The sequence below is a fragment of the Brachybacterium halotolerans subsp. kimchii genome (assembly GCF_020792675.1).
GTDB lineage: Bacteria > Actinomycetota > Actinomycetes > Actinomycetales > Dermabacteraceae > Brachybacterium > Brachybacterium halotolerans.
On record NZ_CP086254.1, the window covers coordinates 2,694,496 to 2,713,146 of the forward strand.

The following is an 18,651-nucleotide window of genomic DNA, read 5'->3' on the forward strand; positions in this document are numbered from 1 at the left end:
GATCGCCGGACCCTCCGAGCCCCTGACCCTCCGACCCGAGGAGCACCACATGACCGACCCCCGCACCTCCGCCGCCACGACCGACGCGGGCCTCCCGCCCGCCCCCGTCGACCGCCTTCCGCTGCCCGAGCGCTCCCTCGCCTCACGGCTGGTCGTGGTCATGCGCGGACGTGAGGCATCCCAGTACCCGCAGGTCATCGACACTCTCGCGGAGGCCGGGGTGCGCAGCTTCGAGCTGACCCTCACCACCCCCGGCACGCTCGACGCCCTCCCCGGGCTCGTCGAGCGCTTCGGGGCCGAGGCCGACCTGGGCGTCGGCACCATCACCACACCCGAGGAGGCTCGCCGCGCGGCCGACGGCGGCGCCGCCTACCTCGTCACCCCGGTCACCGACCCCGCGGTGATCGCGGCCTCGATCGGCGCGGGCACGCCCATCGTCCCCGGCGGCCTCACCCCCACCGAGCTGTTCACCTCCTGGCGGGCCGGCGCGAGCGCCGTCAAGGTGTTCCCGGCGGGCACCGTCGGTCCCGGATACGTCAAGGACCTGCACGGTCCCTTCCCCGACCTGCGCGTGATCCCCTCGGGCGGGGTCGACCTCGCGGCCGCCCGGGCCTGGCTCGACGCAGGGGCCGACGCGGTCTCCGTGGGCGGACCCCTGCTCGGCGACGCCTTCCGCGGCGGAGACCTCGGTGCGCTCGCCGACCGCGCCCGCGAGTTCGTCGGAGTCTGCACGGAGGCGGGCCGGTGACGGTCTCGCCCATCCAGGATCCGCAGGCGGGAGGGGCGCCGCGCGTCGTCACCGTCGGCGAGACCATGGCGCTGCTGCACAGCGAGAGCATCGGCTCCCTCGCGCACGCGCGCACCATGACGATCGGCATCGGCGGCGCCGAGAGCAACCTCGCGATCGGCCTGCGTCGCCTCGGCGTCCCCGTCGCCTGGGTGAGCCGCGTCGGGGCCGACGAGCTGGGCACCCGGGTGCTGCGCGAGCTGCGCGCCGAGCAGGTCGAGGTGCGCGCGGTCGTCGATCCGGAGCGGCCGACGGGCCTCATGCTCAAGTCCCATCCCAGCGGCGGCGCGACCACGGTGCGCTACTACCGCAGCGGCTCCGCGGCCTCCGCCCTCGATGCCGCGGCACTCGCGGGCGACGACGGGAACGGCCTGCCCGACGACCTGCTCGCCGGCGCCGAAATCCTCCACCTCACGGGCATCACCCCGCTGCTCTCGGACACCGCGCGCGAGGCCGTGCTGGACCTCGTCGAGCGCGCCCGAGCGGTCGGCACGCTGGTCAGCTTCGACGTGAACCTGCGTTCCGCGCTCGCGCCCCGCGAGGTCGCCGCCCCGCTGCTCGCGTGCATCGCGGTCGCCGCGGACATCGTCTTCGGCGGCACCGACGAGCTCGCACTGATCGCCGACGCCCTCGCAGCGGAGGCGCAGGCCGCCGGCGAGAGCGGGGATGCAGGTGGCGATGCGGCGCGCGGGGGAGAGGACTCGCTGGTGCGCATTCTGCACGCCCACGGGATCCCCGAGGTGGTCGAGAAGCGCGGCGCCGAGGGAGCCCGCGCGCTCGCCGCGGGATCGGTGACCGGCGCAGACGCGACCACGCTCCCCGACGCGGAGCAGGCCGAGGCTCCCGGGCTCAGCGTCGACGTCGTCGACACCGTCGGGGCGGGCGATGCGTTCGTCGCTGGCTATCTCAGCGCCCGCCTCGAGGGCCTGGACCTCGCCGCACGCCTGGCGCGCGGCAACGAGTGCGGAGCGCTCATCTGCACGACCCCGGGCGACTGGGAGGGCGCCGCCCACCGCGAGGACCTGGGCCGCCTCGCCGCGGGCACGAAGGACCCCGTCGTGCGCTGATCCGAGGTCCTGCCGGCCTCGAGGGCTCCGCGCGCCACGACGGCGCGGATCTCGGCCACAATGGCCGCATGACCTCCCCGATCGCGACCCTGGATTCCGTGCTCGCGCTGCTGAGGAAGGACCCGACCGGGGAGGCCGACCTCGAGCGTCTCGCGCACGAGGCGCACGCCCTGCCGGTCGGGGACCTCGTCTACCTGGTGCGCACGAGCGACGCCGAGAAGTCCGCCCTGCTCTTCCGCGTGCTCGACAAGGACCAGGCGCTGCGCGTCTTCGAGGAGCTCGCGCCCCATCAGCAGGCCGAGCTCGTCTCCGCCCTGCGCGACCCGCAGGTCGCGCAGATCATCGAGGACCTCGATCCCGACGACCGCGCCTCCCTCTTCGACGAGCTGCCGGCCTCGGTCGCCGAACGACTCCTGCACGGGCTCGACGCCGACGAGCGCGCGATGACGACGACGGTCCTGGGATATCCGCGCGATGCCATCGGCCGCTATATGTCGCCCGAGGTCATCGCGCTGCATCCCGAGCAGAGTGTCGACCAGGCCCTCGCCCACGTGCGCGCCCACATCGACGAGCCGGAGACGATCTACCTGCTGCCCGTGGTGGACGGCTCGAGGAAGGTCCTCGGTGTCGTGGGCCTGCGCCGACTCCTCGCCGAGGACGGGACGACGCGCGTCCACGACCTCGAGCACACCGCGGTCCTCGCCCGCGCGAGCGAGGAGCGCGAGCAGGTCGCGCGGCGCTTCCTCGCGGAGAAGCTGCTGGCCATGCCCATCGTCGACGGCGAGGAGCGGCTCGTCGGCGTCCTCACCATCGACGACGCCATGGCGATCATCGAAGAGGAGGACGCCGAGGACTCCGCCCGCCACGGCGGCGCGGAGCCGCTCCCGCGGGCATACCTCGCGACGCCGATCCTGCAGATCGTGCGCAGCCGCATCGTCTGGCTGGTAGTCCTCGCCGTCTCGGCGATCCTCACCGTCCAGGTGCTCGAGTTCTTCGAGGCCAGCCTCGACGAGGTCGTGGTGCTCGCCCTGTTCATCCCGCTGCTCACGGGCACCGGCGGCAACACCGGGAACCAGGCCGCGACCACCGTGACCCGCGCGCTCGCCGTGGGGGAGGTGCGCGTGCGCGACCTGCCGCGGGTGGTGTGGCGCGAGCTGCGGATCGGCGCGACCCTCGGGTCGGTGCTCGGCACGCTGGGCCTGGTGATCGCCGGGATCTTCTACGGCCTGCCGGTCGGCATCGTGATGGGCCTGACGCTGCTGGCGATCTGCATGATGGCGGCGGTCGTCGGCGGGCTCATGCCGCTGATCGCCAAGCGCATCGGGGCCGACCCGGCGGTGTTCTCCAACCCCTTCATCTCGACCTTCTGCGACGCGACCGGCCTGGTCATCTACTTCTCCATCGCGACGGCGGTGCTGGGGCTCTGACAGGGCGGGACGGGTCGGCCGACGGGCGGGATGGGTCGGCCGACGGGCGGATCAGTGCACGAGCCCGCCGGCATGATGAAGCGCCCGCACCCCGGGTGGGGATGCGGGCGCTTCCGTGCGCGCGGAGCGCGTCAGGACGTCAGGCGGTCTGCTCGCCGGACTGCTCCGACTGCTCCGACGGGGACGACGTGTCGGACGCGTCCGACGGGGACGACGGGTCCGACTCGTCGCTCTCCGCCCCGGTGCCGTCCGCACCGCTCGCAGCGGCCGGGACATCGCCAGCGAGGATCCGGTAGATCGAGCGCTTGGCCTCGGTGAGGACCTCGGCGACCTGGCTCATGTGCTGGGACTCGCCCGAACGGGTGGCCTCGCGGACGGCGCCCGTGAGGTCCCGCAGCGAGCTGCGCAGATCTAGCGCACCCTGCGCGAAGGAGTCGTCCTCGCCCGCGAAGGGGTCCGACCAGGACGCCTGGTTCTCCTCAACATGGGTCTTGCCGGAGTCGGTGAGGGTGGCGAGCTTGCGCCCGCCCTCCTTCGACATCTCGACGAAGCCCTCGTCCTCGAGCTGGGAGAGCGTCGGGTAGATCGCGCCCGGGCTGACGGACCACGCCCCGCCCGTGCGCTCGTCGATGGTCTGCATGAGCTGGTAGCCGTGCATCGGCTCCTCGCTCAGCAGCAGCAGGACGGCCGTGCGCACGTCACCGCGGGGCCGACGTCCGCGTCCACGGCCACGACCGCGGCCTCCGCGGGGGCCGAAGCCTCGACCCTGGCCGTCGGCGTCCTCGAAGCCGGGGCCCCCGGGACCGCGTCCGCCGAACCCGGGGGCACCCGGTCCGCCGAAGCCGCGTCCGCCGGGACCGGCCGGACCGCCGAAGCCGCGTCCACCGCGTCCTCCGAAGCCGTGTCCGCCGAATCCGGGACCGCGGCCCTCGAACTCGGAGCCGTCGAAGCCGCGCGCGTCGAACTCGCGGCCGTCGGCGCCCGGATGGGCGTGACCTCGACCGTGCTGGTCGAAGCCGTGGTGCTCAGCGTGTCCGGGACGCTCCGGACGCTCCGGACGCTCGGGACGCTCCGGACGCTCGGGGTGCTCCGGGTGTCCGGGATGGCCCGGGTGATCGCCCGGACCGCGGCCCGCCCGGGGACCGCCGCGCTGCTCGCGAGGGCCGAAGCCCATGTCGTCGGGGTACATGGCCCCTCCTTCCTCGGCGCGACGGCGCTGGCCGCCGCGTCGCATGAGTGCCCGGCGCAGAGCGCGCGGGTCGAGTTCCTGATGCTGGTCGTGATGATCGTGATGGCGTCGCATGAGTGATCTCCTTACGGTCGTTCATGTCGTGACAGCATCACGATATATCGCTAGCGCGAGCGAGCGCAAGAGTGAGCTGCGCGACGCCGCGCACCGGTCCGCATCGCGCGAGCGCGTGATGCGCCCGGCTGCCCGCTCGGGTCATCCCGTGAGAAGTACGAAACCGTTGCCATCAGCGCTGATGGCAACGGTTTCGTACTTCTCACGAGACTGTGCCCGCTGCTCGGTGCTGGGAACCCGCCGGCTCCCTGGTCCCAGCAGTGTGGAGGACCGGCGCTGTGGATAACTTCCGGTGCGCGGCGCGCCCGCGGGCATCCTGTTCGCCATGCCCCCGCGCCGGTCATCCCTGCCGCAGAGCCTCGCCACCGCGTTCACGGTGGCCGAAGCCCGCGCTCTCGGCATCGGCGCGCAGCGACTCAGGGCCCCGGACGTGTGTCGGCTATCCCGCGGCGTCTACGCGCGCACGGGTGAGGACGTCACGGTCTCCGATCTCGCCCGTGCATTCTGCAGCGACGCGCCCGACGCCGTCATCTGCGGTCCGACCGCGGCGGAACTGCTCGGGATGCCCCTTCCGTTCCGCCACCTTGCTCGCGAGACGGGGCTGCTCGACCTCGCCGCGAGGACGCGACGCCGCCACGCACCCTACGTGCGATGGCACCAGCTCGGAGCGCTCGGTGCGCACGAGGTGATGGAGACGGGAGGCGTCCGACTGACGTCGCGGGTCCGCACGTGGGGAGACCTCTCGACCCTCCTCGATCGCGACGAGCTGACATCCGTCGCCGACCACCTCCTCCGCCATCCCAGGTTCCGCTTCGAAGGGCGCCGGCGCCCCTACGCGAGCCTCGACGAGCTTCAGGGATCCGTTGCGAGCCGTCCGGGGCGGCGCGGCAACGAAGCGCTGCGGGCGGCGCTGGACCAGGCGCGCGTGGGCAGCGACTCTCCGGCCGAGACCATGCTGCGCCTGCATCTGGAGCTCGCGGGCCTTCCGGAGCCGCAGCTCAACATCGCGATCGTCGAGGGCACGGTGGACCTGGGCGAGCCGGACCTCTCCTGGCCGGAGTTCCGTGTCTGCGCCGAGCACGAGGGGCCGTCGCACCTGACCCGTGAACAGCAGGAGCGTGACATCGCCCGGACCGAGGCCCGGCTCCGTCACGGCTGGATCGAAGTGCGCACTGTCGCCGCGGACCTCCGCCGTGCTGGCAACCGGGCGGTCAGCAGAGTGTCCGATGCCCTGCTCCGACACGGCTGGAGAGGCTGACGTCACCCGGCGGCTCGCTGCTGCGCACCTTCGATTCCATCCGCGCTGCATGCAGGTAGCGGGGCCTCCTGAGTGTCCCGGCGCACCGAGAAGACTCGTGAGAAGTACGAAACGGTTGCCAAGATCGATCTTGGCAACCGTTTCGTACTTCTCACGGCCGATGGGGCTGATGGGGCCGATTAGGCCGAAGGAGCGGGCGGAGGGTCACACCTCGTCGCCGGCGGTGATGGCCTCGGCCTCCTGCTCGCTGGTCAGGTGGTGCTGCTGGCCGACCTGGGAGAGGTGGCGTCGGCCGATGACGAGCATCAGCATGCTCAGCGCCACGGTGACCGCGCCCAGCACGTACGGCGCTGCGGCGCCGACGGCCTCGGAGAGCGGGCCGGCGACGGCCGGGGCGATCGCGCCGCCCAGGAAGCGCACGCCCGAGTAGGCGGAGCTGGCCACGCCGCGCGGCAGGTCCGTGGCCTCCATGACGGTCTCGGTCAGCGCCGTGTTCATGACGCCCAGCAGCAGGCCGCCCACGATGATCAGCACGATGATGCCGATCATGGATCCGTGCGCGAGGGCGAGGCCCAGCATGAGCACGGCCAGCAGGCCCTCGATGGTCAGCAGCGTGGGGATGAGGCCCAGCTTGCGGGTGAGGATCGGGGCGACGAACACCGAGGTGATCGCGAGGCATACGCCCCAGCCGAAGAAGACGCCGCCGATCTGCATGGCGCCGAACTCCTTGCCCTGGGCCGCGGCGGCGGCCTCGAGCGGGAACGGGGAGTAGGCGAGCATCACGAAGAACGTGAAGTTGTAGAAGATCGCGACGAGCGCGAGGGTGCGCAGGGCCGGGTTGCCCAGCGCCCGCAGGGAGGCGAGCGGCGAGACGTGGACCGGCTTGGCCTCCTTCTTCAGCAGAGCGGTGATGGCGATGAAGCCGATGGCCATGAGCACCGCGGTGCCGAAGAACGGGGCACGCCAGGAGACGCTGCCCAGGAGGCCGCCCAGCAGCGGGCCGAGCGCCATGCCGATGCCCAGCGCGGTCTCGTACAGGATGATCGCGCCGCCCGACGGGCCCGCGGTTGCGCCCACGATCGCCGCGAGCGCGGTGGAGATGAACAGGGCGTTGCCCAGTCCCCAGCCGGCGCGCAGGCCGATGATCTCGCTGACCGAGCCGGATGCGCCGGCGAGCGCCGCGAAGACGACCACGAGCGCGAGGCCGATCAGCAGGGTGGTGCGCACGCCGACCTTCGAGCTGAACCAGCTCGTGAAGAACATGGCGATCGCGGTGATGAACAGGTAGCTGGTGAACAGCAGCATCGCCTGCGTGGGGGAGGCGTCGAGCTGGGAGCTGATCGCGGGGAGGATCGGGTCCACCAGACCGATGCCCATGAAGGACACCGTCGCGGCGAAGGCGATCGCCCACACGGCCTTGGGCTGGTGGAAGGCGTCGCGCAGGGTCGGTGCGGCGTTCGATGCGGGGGTGGGCGCGGAGCCCGCGGTGTGCGGGTCCGTGGCGGAAGGGGCTGTCATGCGATCGGTGACCTTCTCATGATCGATGGGGCGGGTTCGGGGGAGCGGGGCGCGGGCGGCTCCGCCGGGTCGGGTGCGGGAGACGCCGCCGGTTCGGGGCGCGGCGCCGCCGACGGGTCAGGTGCTGGGAGGTGCGGGGTCTGCCGCGGGAGGCGAGGGGTCGGCCGCGAGAGCTGCGGAGTCGTGGGTCTCCACGATCCGGGCCAGGATCTCGGCGGCCTGCGCGAGGGTGCGCCTGTCGTCGTCCTCGAGCTCGTCGAGGATGGGGCCGACGCCGTGATTCATGCGGCCGCGCCAGTCGGCGAGCTTCTCGCGGCCGGCGGGGGTGATGTCGACGAGGACCGAGCGTGAATCGGCGGGATCGGGGGTCCGGAAGACCAGGCCCTCCTCCTCGAGCCGCTTCGCCACGGTGGTCGCCGTGGGGCGGGTGACCCTCTCGCGCTCGGCGATCTCGCTGAGCCGCAGCGGTCCCCGCTGCTCGATCGTGCTCACCACCCGCCAGGAGACGGAGGAGACGCCGACGTCCGCGCGGCGCGCGGCGAGCCGCACGAAGCGGCTGCAGGCGAGCGTCAGGTCCTGGGGGAAGTCATCGGTGGGCACGTCGCCCCAATGTAGTTAGGAATGCGAACTATCGCAACATGCTGTGGCGCACGGGACGATCTGTCGCGCCCGGTGGACGATCGGCCGCGCCCCACGGACGGCCGGCCGCGCTCCGTGGACGATCGGTCGCGCTCCGCAGGGTGGATGGGCGGGCGCCCGGCTCAGTCGCCCGTCGACCGGGTCTCCGCGTCCGCGTCGCGCGCCGAGGCGGCGCCGTGATTCCAGTCGGGACGCCAGCTGCCCGGCTCCGTGTAGGGGTGGTCGCCGACCTCGGCCTGCATCTGCGCGAGCTGCGCGGCGAGATCCGCCCGGATCTCCGCGTAGGCGGGATCGCCGGCCACGTTGCGGAGCTCCCGGGGGTCGGTGCGCAGGTCGTAGAGCTCGTACTCGCGCTCGAAGATGCGATCCGAGGCGCCCGGTGCACCGAGGCCCGCGCCGTAGTAGTCGATGTACGCGAAGTCCTCGGTGCGGATCCCGTAGTGCGCCGGGGCATGGTGGGCGGGGTCGTCGTGCTCCCAGTAACGGTAGTAGACGGCGCGCGGCCAGTCCTCGATCTCCTCGCCGCGCAGGAGTGGGCGGAAGCTGCGTCCCTGCTGGCCGGGCATCGCCTGCTCGGGATCGACCCCGGCGACATCGAGGAGGGTCGCGGCGATGTCGACGTTGCGCAGCATCGAGGTCACGCGCGAGCCCGCCGGGACCTCGGCGGGCCAGCGCACGAGCATGGGCATCTGCAGGGACTCGTCGTACATCAGGCGCTTGTCGAACAGGCCGTGGTCGCCCAGGAAGAAGCCCTGGTCCGAGGTGTAGACGACCAGGGTGTCCTCGGCGATGCCGAGCTGATCGAGGTGGTCGAGCACCCGGCCCACGCTGTCGTCGACCGCCTGGACGGTCTGCAGGTAGTCGCGCAGGTAGCGCTGGTAGTTCCAGCGGGCGCGGTCCTCGCGCCGGTCGTCGGCGCGCAGCTCGGCGGGCATGTCCTCCTTGACGTCGGTGCGGGTGAGGTCGTCGGCGATCGACATGCGCGCTCCCTGCACCGCCTTCGAGCGGGTCGAGAGGTCCTCGAGGAGCGTGTCGGGCTCGGGGATGCTGCCCACGGGGTGGAGCTCGGCATGCCGGGGGTGCGGGATCCACGGCCGGTGCGGTGCCTTGTGATGGAGCATCAGGCAGAAGGGGGCCGACGGGCGCTGTGCGCGCTCCTCGTCGATCCAGTCGATGGCCATGTCCGTGAGCAGATCGGTCACGTAGCCCTCGTACTGCTCCTCGCCGTCCGGCGTGAGGAGCCGCGGGTCCCAGTACTCGCCCTGGCCGGGGAGGATCCGCCAGGCGTCGAAGCCGCGCGGCAGGGCCGACGGCGAATCGCCCAGGTGCCACTTGCCGAACAGTGCTGTCGCGTAGCCGGCGCTCTGCAGCGCCTCCGAGACTGTGGGCACGCGGTGGTCGAACTCGGTGTAGATCGTCGCGGCGCCGTTGATGTGGCTGTAGGTGCCGGTGAGGATCGACGCGCGCGACGGCGTGCAGATCGAGTTCGTGCAGTACATGGCGTCCAGTCGCGCACCCTCCTTCGCGAGACGGTCCATGTGCGGGGTGGTGTTCACGCGGCTGCCGTAGGCCGAGATCGCGTGCGCGGCGTGGTCGTCGGACATGATGAAGAGGATGTTCGGGCGGGTCCGGGAGGACGGGGCGCCGTGTGCTGCGGGCGACGCATGGCTGGGGCTGGACATGGGGCTCCTCGTGGGTCGTCGATCGGCGACCGGAGTGCCTGCAGCCGCCGTGCTGCCATGCGGGCACGCTATCGCGATCCGCGGTGCGGCACAGCGGTCGATGCACCGCCCGACCCGCGATACATCCGAGGACCTATGGGCGAGCGTCCGAGACCCATGGGAGAGCTGAGTCGAGGCGAGCCGCTGACATGCGGACGCGTCGATGCGAAAACGCGGATGGACGCAGGGCATCTCGGACAGCTCTTGACTCATCCCATGTTTTCCTCAAGAGTGGTGCCGTTGCGAAGACATCCGATGTCTTGAGGCGCAGGCGTCGACGGCTCGGTGTCCGCAACGATCGAGAAGGTCGACGACGACCTTCGGGACCAGAGGTGGGACATGCCGATGATGGACAGGGCCGCACTCCTCTCACGCCGCGCGCTGCTCGCGGGCGCAGGCGTGGGGCTGCTCGGCGCCTCCGGTGCGCTGACGGCCTGCGGCGGGCCCACCGGGGACCCCAGCACGCGGCTGTACACCTGGATCTCGAGCGCGAGCGACCGCGAGCAGTGGGAGGCGTTCATCGGGGCCGCGAAGCAGGAGGATCCCGGATTCGCCCTCACCCTCGAGGGTCCCAGCTTCGAGGACTTCTGGACAAAGGCGAAGACGCGGATGACGGCGAAGGACGCGCCTGCGCTGCTGACCACGCAGGCGGCCAGGACGCAGGAGATCGGCCCCCTGCTCGCTCCGCTCGATGATCTCGCGCAGGACGCGGGCGTCGACCTGGGCGCCTTCAACGAGGCGATGATGACCGCCATGACGGTCGACGGCACGATCCGCGCCGTCCCGTACGACGCCGAGCCGATGGTCCTCTACTTCAACCGCTCCCTGTTCGAGGCCGCGGGTCTCGAGCTGCCCGGTCTCGACTACACGACGGACCACTTCCTCGATGATGCGAAGGCGCTGACCTCCGGCGACGTCCACGGCCTCGCGATCTCCGCGGGCCTCGTGCACCTGGGCATGGCGATCGGCTTCGCCGACGGCGGAGCCCCCGTCGCCGACGGCGGTCTCACGCTCACCGACCCCGCGATCGTCGAGGGCATGCAGTTCGGATTCGACCTCGTCACCGAGCACGGCGTCGCGACGGCCCCGTCGGCCGTGGACTCCGAACCGGCCGCTCAGCAGGAGCTCATGGGCGGCACCGCCGCGATGTACGTCGACGGGCCGTGGATGTACCAGGTGTACGCCGACGCCCTCGGCGACGACCTCGGCGTCGGCGTGATCCCCTCACGCAGCGGCGATGCACGCGGGCTGATCCAGGGGTCGGGCTTCGGGATCGCGGCCGAGGCAGACGACCCCGCCGCGGCGTTCCGGACGCTCGCGGCCATCACGACCCCGAACGTCATCGGCAGTGTGGCCCACGCGCGCGGCACGTTCCCTTCGCTCGCGCAGGAGCGGGACCGCTGGGCGGAGGGGAAGCCCGAGGACAGCGTCCGCGCCGTCACCGCTCTCGCGGACTCGGGGCAGCCGCTGGTCACCACGTCGAACTGGAACGAGATCGTCTCGGTCTTCGCCCAGTACGCGACCGACGGCTTCCGGGGGCGCCGGACGGCGCAGCAGATCCTCGGCGAGATCCAGGAGGCGACCGCACGATGACCGCAGCTCTCGACCACGCGCCCGCGTCGGCCCCCGCCGCGCCCGCGCGCCGCCCGCAGCGCACGGGCCGAGGCCGCCCGGCGCGCTGGCCCGCGGTCCTCTACCTCGGCCCAGGCATGCTCGGGTTCGCCGTCTTCATCGTCGTGCCCCTCGCGGCCTCGCTGGTCATCAGTGTGTTCGACTGGCCGCTGCTGGGGTCGCCCCGCTTCGTCGGGCTGGAGAACTACCGGTACATGCTCGCCGGGGACCCGGCGTTCTGGCGCAGCCTGCTGAACACCCTGATCTTCGCGGTGCTCTACACGGCCGTGAACCTCGCCGTCGCCCTGGGGCTCAGCTACTGGCTGATGAACCTCGGCGGACGCTGGGCGGCGTTCTTCCGGGTCCTGTTCTTCATCCCCGTGGTGACGCCGATGATCGGCAACGCGCTGGTCTTCCGTCTCCTGCTCGACGACGACGGCGTGGTCAACGCCCTGCTCGCACATCTCGGGATCACCGGTCCGCAGTGGCTGAACACCCCGGGATGGGCGATGATCTCGCTGGTGATGATGTCCCTGTGGCAGGGGATGGGCTACAACATCATCGTCCTCGGGGCGGGGATCTCCGGCATCAGCCCCACCGTCCTCGAAGCCTCTCGGATCGACGGCGCCGGTCCCGTGAACCGCTTCGTCCGAGTGGTCTTCCCGATGCTCTCGCCCACGATCTTCTTCTGCACGATCATGACCGTGATCGGCGCGTTCAAGGTCTTCGCCCAGCCCTACGCCCTCACCGAGGGCGGGCCGGGCAACGCGACCAACACGCTCGTGCTCCACCTCTACCGCAACGGCTTCTCGTTCGATCGCCTCGGCTACGCCTCCGCGCTCGCCTGGGCGCTCTTCGTGATCGTCATGCTCATCACCGCCGTCCAGTTCAGCCAGCAGAAGAGGTGGGTCTCCTATGACAGCTGACGTGACAGCCCGGCGCGCCGCCCCGGCCCCGCGCCGCAGGGGCATCCGCCCGGGCCGCCTGATCTCCCGCATCCTGATCTGCGTGGTGGGACTGGCCTTCGCCTTCCCATTCCTCTGGATGCTCGCGACGTCGCTGAAGCCGACCGACGAGGTCTTCGCGACCGGCACCAGCCCGCTGGGCTCCCGCTTGGAGTGGTCGAACTACCTGACTGCGTGGACGGCCATCCCCTTCGCGCGGATCCTCGTCAACAGCTTCCTCATCGCCCTCGTGGGGGCTGCGATCACGGTGACGGTCTCCGTGCTCAGCGCCTATGCGTTCACGCGCTTCGCCTTCCGTGGACGCGCGACCCTGTTCGGCGCGTTCCTGGCGACGATGGTGCTGCCGCAGGAGGTGCTGATCATCCCGCTGTACCTGATGATGCAGGAGCTGGGCCTGGTGAACTCCTACCCCGCGCTGATCCTCCCCTTCGCCTTCGGGGCCTTCGGCACCTTCCTGATCCGCCAGTTCCTGCTCAGCCTCCCCGCCGACTACGAGGAGGCCGCGACGATCGACGGGGCAGGACGGCTGCGCACCCTGGTCAGCATCATCGTCCCGCTGCTGCGCGCCCCGATCTCCGTGGTCTTCGTCTTCGCGTTCATCGAGTACTGGGCGAGCTTCCTGTGGCCGCTGATCATCGTCAACGACTCCTGGATGGCGACGGTGCCCATCGGCCTGCAGATGTTCTCCGGTGAGCGCGGCACCGACTGGGGGCCGCTGATGGCGGCCGTCACCCTGGTCGTGCTGCCCAGCCTGCTGATCGTCGTGCTGCTCCAGAAGCAGCTGCAGCAGGGGGTGAGCATGGGTGGCTTCGGAGGCCGCTGACTCTTCGCCGATCTTCCCGACCGACCCCGCACCACCCGCATCCGAGGAGACGATGAACCCATGGCCGCCGACACCGACAGCAGCATGAGCACAGCCCCCGAGACCTCCGCCGCCGAAACCCCTTCGCACGGGAACTCCGCCCCCGCGAACTCCGCCCCCGGGGCGTCCGGCTCCGACAACGCCTCCACCACGCCCGCGGACGACACCCAGCGCTGGAACGGCCTCCCCACCCGCCGCCCCGACTGGTTCCGCGATGCCCCGCTGGGCATCTTCATCCACTGGGGCGCCTACGCCGTCCCGGCCTGGGCGGAGCCCATCGGCGAGCTCGGCACCTTCGACAACGACCACGAATGGTTCTCGCACAACCCCTACGCCGAGTGGTACTTCAACACGATCCGCCTCGACGGCTCGCCCGCCCAGCAGCATCAGCAGGAGGTCTTCGGCGGCGCGCCCTACGACGACTTCCTCGACGCCTGGGACCCGAGCGACTTCGACGCGAGGGACTGGGTCGACCTGTTCCGCCGCGCGGGCGCCGACTACGTCGTGCCCACCACCAAGCACCACGACGGCATCACCCTGTGGGACGCCCCCGGCACGGGCGACCGCAACACCGTGCGCCGCGGACCCCGCCGCGACATCGTCGGCGAGCTCGCCGAGGCGACGACGAACGCCGGTCTGCGCTTCGGCGTCTACTACTCGGGCGGACTCGACTGGCACGTGCGGCCCACGGATCCCATCGGCATGGAGGGGGCGGCCGAGCGCATGCTCCGCCCCCTCGACGACGAGTACGGCCAGTACTGCTCCGCCCACGTGCGAGACCTCATCGACCGCTACGCGCCCGACGTCTTCTGGAATGACATCGGCTGGCCCGACGAGAACCACCACTTCGGCCCCGGCGGCCTCGGCGAGCTCCTCGAGCACTTCTACGCGCAGCGACCCGAGGGACTGATCAACGACCGTTTCTCCGGCGCCCACCACGATTTCGTGACCACCGAGTACCAGGCCGGGGAGATCCCCGAGGGCGAGGCCTGGGAGAACTGCCGCGGCATCGGCCTGTCCTTCGGGTACAACCAGGTCGAGGGGCCCGAGCAGTACCTCAGCGTCGCCCAGGCCGTCCGTCACGTCGTCGACGCCGTCTCCCAGGGCGGACGCGTCCTGCTGAACGTCGGCCCGAAGGCCGACGGCACCCTGCCCGAGCCCCAGGTCGCCGTCCTCGAGGGCCTCGGCGAGTTCATGGCCGAGCACAAGGCGGACCTCGCGGGCTCCACCGGCCTCGGCGAGCTCGAGATCCCGGGCGCGACCTGGGCGCGCGCCGTGGAGAAGGACGGCACCGTGCACGTCTTCCTCAGCGGCCCGGCGGGGGAGATCGACGTCCCCGCCGCCGCACTGCCCGACGCCGGCTGGCCCGAGGGCGGCGTGCACGTGCACCTCGAGGGCGAGGACGCGCCGCCCGTCTCGATCAGCGCGCCCACCGCCTGACACGGGCCCCACGCATCCACTCCACGCACCGACCGAACCGAGGACAACCACCGGTGAGCACCTTCGTCTCCTTCGACGTCCGCGACGTCCGCTTCCCCACCAGCCGCGATCTCGACGGTTCGGACGCGATGAACCCCGATCCCGACTACTCGGCCGCGTACCTCACGATCCGCACGGACACCGAGAATCCCGCCGATGCCGGGACGAGCCTCGTGTTCACCATCGGCCGCGGCAACGACGTGCAGAGCGCAGCGATCAGGGCGCTCGAGCCGCACGTGATCGGGAGGGACGTCGAGGAGGTGCTCGCCGACCTCGGCGGGATGCAGAAGGAGCTCGACGGCGACTCGCCGCTCAGGTGGCTCGGCCCGGAGACGGGCGTGATGGCGATGGCGATCGGCGCCGTCGTCAACGCGCTGTGGGACCTGAGGGCGCGCCGCGAGGGGAGGCCGCTGTGGCTGACCCTCGCGATGCTCGACCCCGAGGAGATCCTCGACCTCGTCGACTTCCGGTATCTCACCGACGCCCTCACCCGCGAGGAGGCCCGCGAGATCCTCGAGCGCGGCGCCGAGGGACGCGAGGAGCGGATCGCCGCAGTGCGCGCGCACGGCGTCCCCGCCTACACGACGACCCCGGGCTGGCTCGGCTACAGCGACGAGAAGCTGCGCCGCCTGCTGCGGGAGGCGCGGGACGACGGCTTCGAGATGGTGAAGCTCAAGGTCGGGGCCGACGTCGAGGACGACGTGCGCCGCCTCGCCCTCGCGCGCGCCGAGATGGGGGAGGGCTTCCCGATCGCGGTGGACGCGAACCAGCGCTGGGACGTCGCCGAGGCGATCGAGTGGCTGAACCGGCTCGCGCCTCACGTCCCCTACTGGATCGAGGAGCCGACGTTCCCCGGGGACGTCCTCGCCCACGCCGCGATCCGCCGGGGCGTGGCCCCGCTCCAGGTCGCGACCGGCGAGCAGGGCGCGAACCGGATCGTGTTCAAGCAGCTGCTGCAGGCCGGCGCGATCGACGTCCTCCAGCTCGACGCGACCCGCGTCGCGGGGATCGGTGAGAACGTCGCGAACCTGCTGCTCGCCGCGAAGTTCGGCGTGCCCGTCTGCCCCCATGCGGGCGGCGTGGGCCTGTGCGAGATGGTGCAGCACCTCGCGTTCTTCGACGCCGTCGCGATCGGGGGCGAGGATCCTCGGCGCCGCATCGAGTTCGTCGACCACCTGCACGAGCACTTCGAGGTGCCCGTGCGCGTCGAGCGCGGCGCCTACCGCGCGCCCGAGGAGCCCGGCGGCGGAGCGCGGATGCTCGAGGCGTCCGTCCGGGACCACGAGTTCCCCGGCGGCGTCGTGTGGTCGGGAGAGCCCGCATGAGCGCGGCCGGCCTGCGCCTCCCGCTGCCGCGTCTCGGCTTCGGCGCCGCCCAGCTCGGCAACCTCTACCGGGTCACCACCGACGAGGAGGCCGACGGCGCGGTCGCCGCCGCCTGGGAGCAGGGGATCCGGTACTTCGACACCGCCCCGCACTACGGGATCGGCACCAGCGAGCGCCGCCTCGGCGAGCGGCTCCGGGGCCTCCCGCGCGAGGAGTACCTGGTGTCCACGAAGGTGGGCCGCCTGCTCGAGCCGGGCCCCGGCACGGGTGACGACCACGCGAACGCCTTCTGGGTCCCGGACGACCACGTGCGCCGCTGGGACTTCTCCGAGACCGGTGTGCGCGCCTCCCACCAGGCGTCGCTCGAGCGCCTGGGCCTGGATCGCGTGGACATCCTCTACGCCCACGACCCGGAGGAGGGGCCGACCGAGCAGGCCTTCGCGGAGGGCCTGCCGGCGCTGGCCCGCATGCGCGAGGAGAGCCTCGTGGACGCGGTCGGCGTCGGCTCGAAGGACGCCGCCGTGTGCACACGGGCCGTGCGCACCGGACTGGTCGACCTCGTCATGCTCTCGGGCCGGTTCACGCTCCTCGAGCAGGACGCCGCGCGCGAGCTGCTCGACGCGTGCCGGGAGCACGACGTGCAGGTGGTCGCCGTGAGCGTCTTCAACTCCGGCCTGCTCTCCCAGCCCGTCGTCCCCGACGACGCCACCTACGAGTACGCCGCCGCGCCGGCCGCGATCCTCGCGCATGCCCGCGCCCTCGCCGCGCTCGCCGAGGACCACGGCGTCACCCTGCCCGATCTGGCCGTCCAGTACCCGCTGCGCCACCCGGCGATCGCCTCGGTGGTGCTGGGCATGCGGACCGCGGGGCAGGTGGTCTCGAACGTCGAGCGGATGCGGCAGCACGTGCCGGAGGCGGCGTGGGAGGCGGTCGCCGCGCTCGAGGCGGAATGGGCGGAGCAGACCGCCGGGGCGCGCGATGCGTGATCCCGTCGTTCCTGCGGTCACCGATGACGTGGGCGCCCGCATGGGGGTCACCGATGCCCACCTGCACCTCTGGGACCTGCAGCAGAGCCCCTATGCCTGGCTCGCGGGGGCGCCCGAGGCGCTGCGCCGCACGGGCGAGTGGTCGATGGTGCGTGACGGGCTGGCAGCTCTCGACGTCACGCGCGTGATCCTGGTCCAGGCCGACGACACCCCCGCGGACACCGCCCACCTCCAGCGCACTGCCCGCGCGATCGAGGCGGAGGGCACGGGGACCTCGGCAGCGACCCCGCGCGTCACGGCCGATGTCGTCGGCTGGCTGCCGCTCGAGGACCCCGACGCGGTCGCGGACGCGCTCGCCGACCCCGCCGTCACCGACCACCTGGTCGGCGTGCGGCACCTCGTCCACGACGAGCCGGATCCGGGATTCCTCGAGCGTCCTGCCGTCGGCCGCTCGCTCGAGCTCCTGGCCGCCGCGGGCCTCCCGCTCGACGTGCCCGACGCCTTCCCCCGTCACATGGAGCAGGTGGTCCGCCTCGCCGCGGCGCACCCCGAGCTCACCCTGGTGCTCGACCACCTCGGCAAGCCGCCGCTCGGCGACGGCGCGCAGATGGGGGTCTGGAGGGCGGCGCTCGAGCGGATCGCCGCCGCGCCGCGCACCGTCGCGAAGCTGTCCGGTCTCGCGACCAGCGGTAACGGTGCGTTCGCGCCGGCCGTCGCCGCGGCGCTCGAACTGTTCGGGCCCGCGCGGCTGATGGTCGGCTCCGACTGGCCGATCGCCCCGTCGGCCTTCACCCTCGACGGCTTCTCCCCGCTGCTCTCCCACGTGCGCGCGCAGCTCGCCGGCGACGACGAGGCACTCGGCGAGGTGCTGCGGGGAACGGCGGAGCGGGTCTACAGGCGGGCAGGGTCGTCCGGTGAGACCGGAGAGACCGGGTCGCCCGGTGAGACCGGTGAGACCGGATAGGTCGGAGAGGCGGTCACGCTCCGGTGACCGGGTCCGTCCCGTCGGCCGCCGCGTCCGGGGGCACGCCCTGCCGGATCAGCCAGGACTCGACGCCCGCGACGTGGGAGGTCGCGTAGGCGCGGGCGAGGTCGGCCCGACCTGCGCGCAGCGCCTCGAGGATCCGCGAGTGCTCGGCGAGCGTCCGCTCGACGGCCTCGGAGTCCGTGAGCCCGCGCCACACGCGCGCCCGCGAGGTCGAGCTCGCGAGCGAATCGAGCAGCGTGCTCAGGTACGCGTTCGGGCAGCGGTGGTTGATGAGTCGGTGGAAGGCGATGTCGGAGGCCACGAGCGCCTCGATGCCCGAGTCGGTGTTCAGCTGGGAGAGCATCTCGTCGAGCTGCGCGAAGTCCTCGTCGGTCAGGTGCGGGGCGGCCTGCTCGACGGCGATCGGCTCCATGAGCCGGCGCAGCTCGAGGATCTCGAGGTGGGAGGAGTCCTGGTGCAGGTCCAGCACGAAGGAGAGGGACTCCAGCAGCTGCTCGGGCTCGAGGGCGGTGACGTAGGTGCCGTCGCCCTGGCGCACGTCCAGCACGCGGATCACCGAGAGCGCCTTCACGGCCTCGCGCAGGGAGTTGCGGGAGACGCCGATCGTCTCGGCGAGCTCCTTCTCGGTGGGCAGGCGGTCGCCGGGCTTCAGCCGCCCGTCGACCACCATCTGCTTGATGGCGGAGATCGCCTTGTCGCTGACTGCCGAGGCCAT

Annotated in this window: 17 protein-coding genes; 12 read left to right on the forward strand and 5 right to left on the reverse strand. The window is 72.0% G+C overall.

Features of this window, described 5'->3' with window-relative positions; translation table 11 throughout:
* The first annotated feature begins 49 nt into the window (after nt 1-49).
* The 3 genes from Bra3105_RS12115 (at nt 50) to mgtE (ending at nt 3,281) form a co-directional block, all read left to right on the forward strand.
* On the forward strand, nt 50-748 hold the full coding sequence (locus Bra3105_RS12115; protein ID WP_228356973.1) for a bifunctional 4-hydroxy-2-oxoglutarate aldolase/2-dehydro-3-deoxy-phosphogluconate aldolase: 699 nt from the start codon (nt 50-52) through the stop codon (nt 746-748).
* A complete protein-coding gene (locus Bra3105_RS12120; RefSeq protein ID WP_228356974.1) occupies nt 745-1,854 on the forward strand; it encodes a sugar kinase in 1,110 nt (369 codons plus the stop codon). Before Bra3105_RS12115 ends, Bra3105_RS12120 begins: the two co-directional genes overlap by 4 nt.
* Before the next feature lie 68 nt (nt 1,855-1,922).
* Nucleotides 1,923-3,281 carry a magnesium transporter gene (gene mgtE, locus Bra3105_RS12125; protein ID WP_228356975.1) on the forward strand — a complete coding sequence of 453 codons (1,359 nt, stop codon included), beginning with the start codon at nt 1,923-1,925 and terminating at the stop codon, nt 3,279-3,281.
* Nucleotides 3,282-3,420: 139 nt separating this feature from the next.
* Here the strand turns inward: mgtE and Bra3105_RS12130 are convergent, their stop codons facing one another.
* A complete protein-coding gene (locus Bra3105_RS12130; RefSeq protein ID WP_228356976.1) occupies nt 3,421-3,978 on the reverse strand; it encodes a PadR family transcriptional regulator in 558 nt (185 codons plus the stop codon).
* Nucleotides 3,979-4,182: 204 nt separating this feature from the next.
* On the opposite strand from Bra3105_RS12130, the gene Bra3105_RS12135 reads away from it, so the two are divergent.
* Together Bra3105_RS12135 and Bra3105_RS12140 are read left to right on the forward strand one after the other, a co-directional pair.
* Nucleotides 4,183-4,590, forward strand: a complete 408-nt coding sequence (locus Bra3105_RS12135; protein ID WP_228356977.1) for a hypothetical protein — start codon at nt 4,183-4,185, stop codon at nt 4,588-4,590.
* Nucleotides 4,591-4,909: 319 nt separating this feature from the next.
* On the forward strand, nt 4,910-5,842 hold the full coding sequence (locus Bra3105_RS12140; RefSeq protein WP_228356978.1) for a hypothetical protein: 933 nt from the start codon (nt 4,910-4,912) through the stop codon (nt 5,840-5,842).
* Between the two features lie 204 nt (nt 5,843-6,046).
* Here Bra3105_RS12140 and Bra3105_RS12145 read toward each other — a convergent pair whose 3' ends face one another.
* The 3 genes from Bra3105_RS12145 to Bra3105_RS12155 all read right to left on the reverse strand — a co-directional run bounded on the left by Bra3105_RS12145 (nt 6,047) and on the right by Bra3105_RS12155 (nt 9,681).
* Nucleotides 6,047-7,360 (reverse strand): MFS transporter, encoded by a 1,314-nt coding sequence (locus Bra3105_RS12145; RefSeq protein WP_228356979.1) that lies wholly within the window; start codon nt 7,358-7,360, stop codon nt 6,047-6,049.
* A gap of 117 nt (nt 7,361-7,477) precedes the next feature.
* A complete protein-coding gene (locus Bra3105_RS12150; RefSeq protein ID WP_228356980.1) occupies nt 7,478-7,960 on the reverse strand; it encodes a MarR family winged helix-turn-helix transcriptional regulator in 483 nt (160 codons plus the stop codon).
* A gap of 161 nt (nt 7,961-8,121) precedes the next feature.
* Nucleotides 8,122-9,681: a sulfatase family protein gene (locus Bra3105_RS12155; protein WP_228356981.1), complete on the reverse strand. Its 1,560-nt coding sequence runs from the start codon at nt 9,679-9,681 to the stop codon at nt 8,122-8,124.
* Between the two features lie 324 nt (nt 9,682-10,005).
* Between Bra3105_RS12155 and Bra3105_RS12160 the strand changes: the two genes are divergently transcribed.
* The 7 genes from Bra3105_RS12160 to Bra3105_RS12190 are packed head-to-tail and all read left to right on the forward strand — an operon-like array spanning nt 10,006 to nt 17,912.
* Entirely contained in the window at nt 10,006-11,313 is a 1,308-nt protein-coding gene (locus Bra3105_RS12160) for an ABC transporter substrate-binding protein (protein WP_228356982.1), read from the forward strand.
* Nucleotides 11,310-12,257, forward strand: a complete 948-nt coding sequence (locus Bra3105_RS12165) for a carbohydrate ABC transporter permease (RefSeq protein WP_228356983.1) — start codon at nt 11,310-11,312, stop codon at nt 12,255-12,257. The genes Bra3105_RS12160 and Bra3105_RS12165 overlap by 4 nt, the downstream gene beginning before the upstream one ends.
* Nucleotides 12,247-13,119: a carbohydrate ABC transporter permease gene (locus tag Bra3105_RS12170; protein WP_200503493.1), complete on the forward strand. Its 873-nt coding sequence runs from the start codon at nt 12,247-12,249 to the stop codon at nt 13,117-13,119. The genes Bra3105_RS12165 and Bra3105_RS12170 overlap by 11 nt, the downstream gene beginning before the upstream one ends.
* A 60-nt stretch (nt 13,120-13,179) precedes the next feature.
* Nucleotides 13,180-14,598 carry an alpha-L-fucosidase gene (locus tag Bra3105_RS12175; protein WP_228356984.1) on the forward strand — a complete coding sequence of 473 codons (1,419 nt, stop codon included), beginning with the start codon at nt 13,180-13,182 and terminating at the stop codon, nt 14,596-14,598.
* 53 nt (nt 14,599-14,651) lie between these two features.
* Nucleotides 14,652-15,962, forward strand: a complete 1,311-nt coding sequence (locus Bra3105_RS12180; protein WP_228356985.1) for an enolase C-terminal domain-like protein — start codon at nt 14,652-14,654, stop codon at nt 15,960-15,962.
* Nucleotides 15,959-16,948 carry an aldo/keto reductase gene (locus Bra3105_RS12185; protein ID WP_228356986.1) on the forward strand — a complete coding sequence of 330 codons (990 nt, stop codon included), beginning with the start codon at nt 15,959-15,961 and terminating at the stop codon, nt 16,946-16,948. The genes Bra3105_RS12180 and Bra3105_RS12185 overlap by 4 nt, the downstream gene beginning before the upstream one ends.
* The gene (locus Bra3105_RS12190; protein WP_228356987.1) at nt 16,941-17,912 is read left to right on the forward strand and encodes an amidohydrolase family protein; all 972 of its coding nucleotides are present in this window, start codon (nt 16,941-16,943) and stop codon (nt 17,910-17,912) included. Before Bra3105_RS12185 ends, Bra3105_RS12190 begins: the two co-directional genes overlap by 8 nt.
* Nucleotides 17,913-17,925: 13 nt before the next feature.
* Here Bra3105_RS12190 and Bra3105_RS12195 read toward each other — a convergent pair whose 3' ends face one another.
* Nucleotides 17,926-18,651, reverse strand: coding sequence for a FadR/GntR family transcriptional regulator (locus Bra3105_RS12195; RefSeq protein WP_228356988.1), 726 nt, complete (start codon nt 18,649-18,651; stop codon nt 17,926-17,928).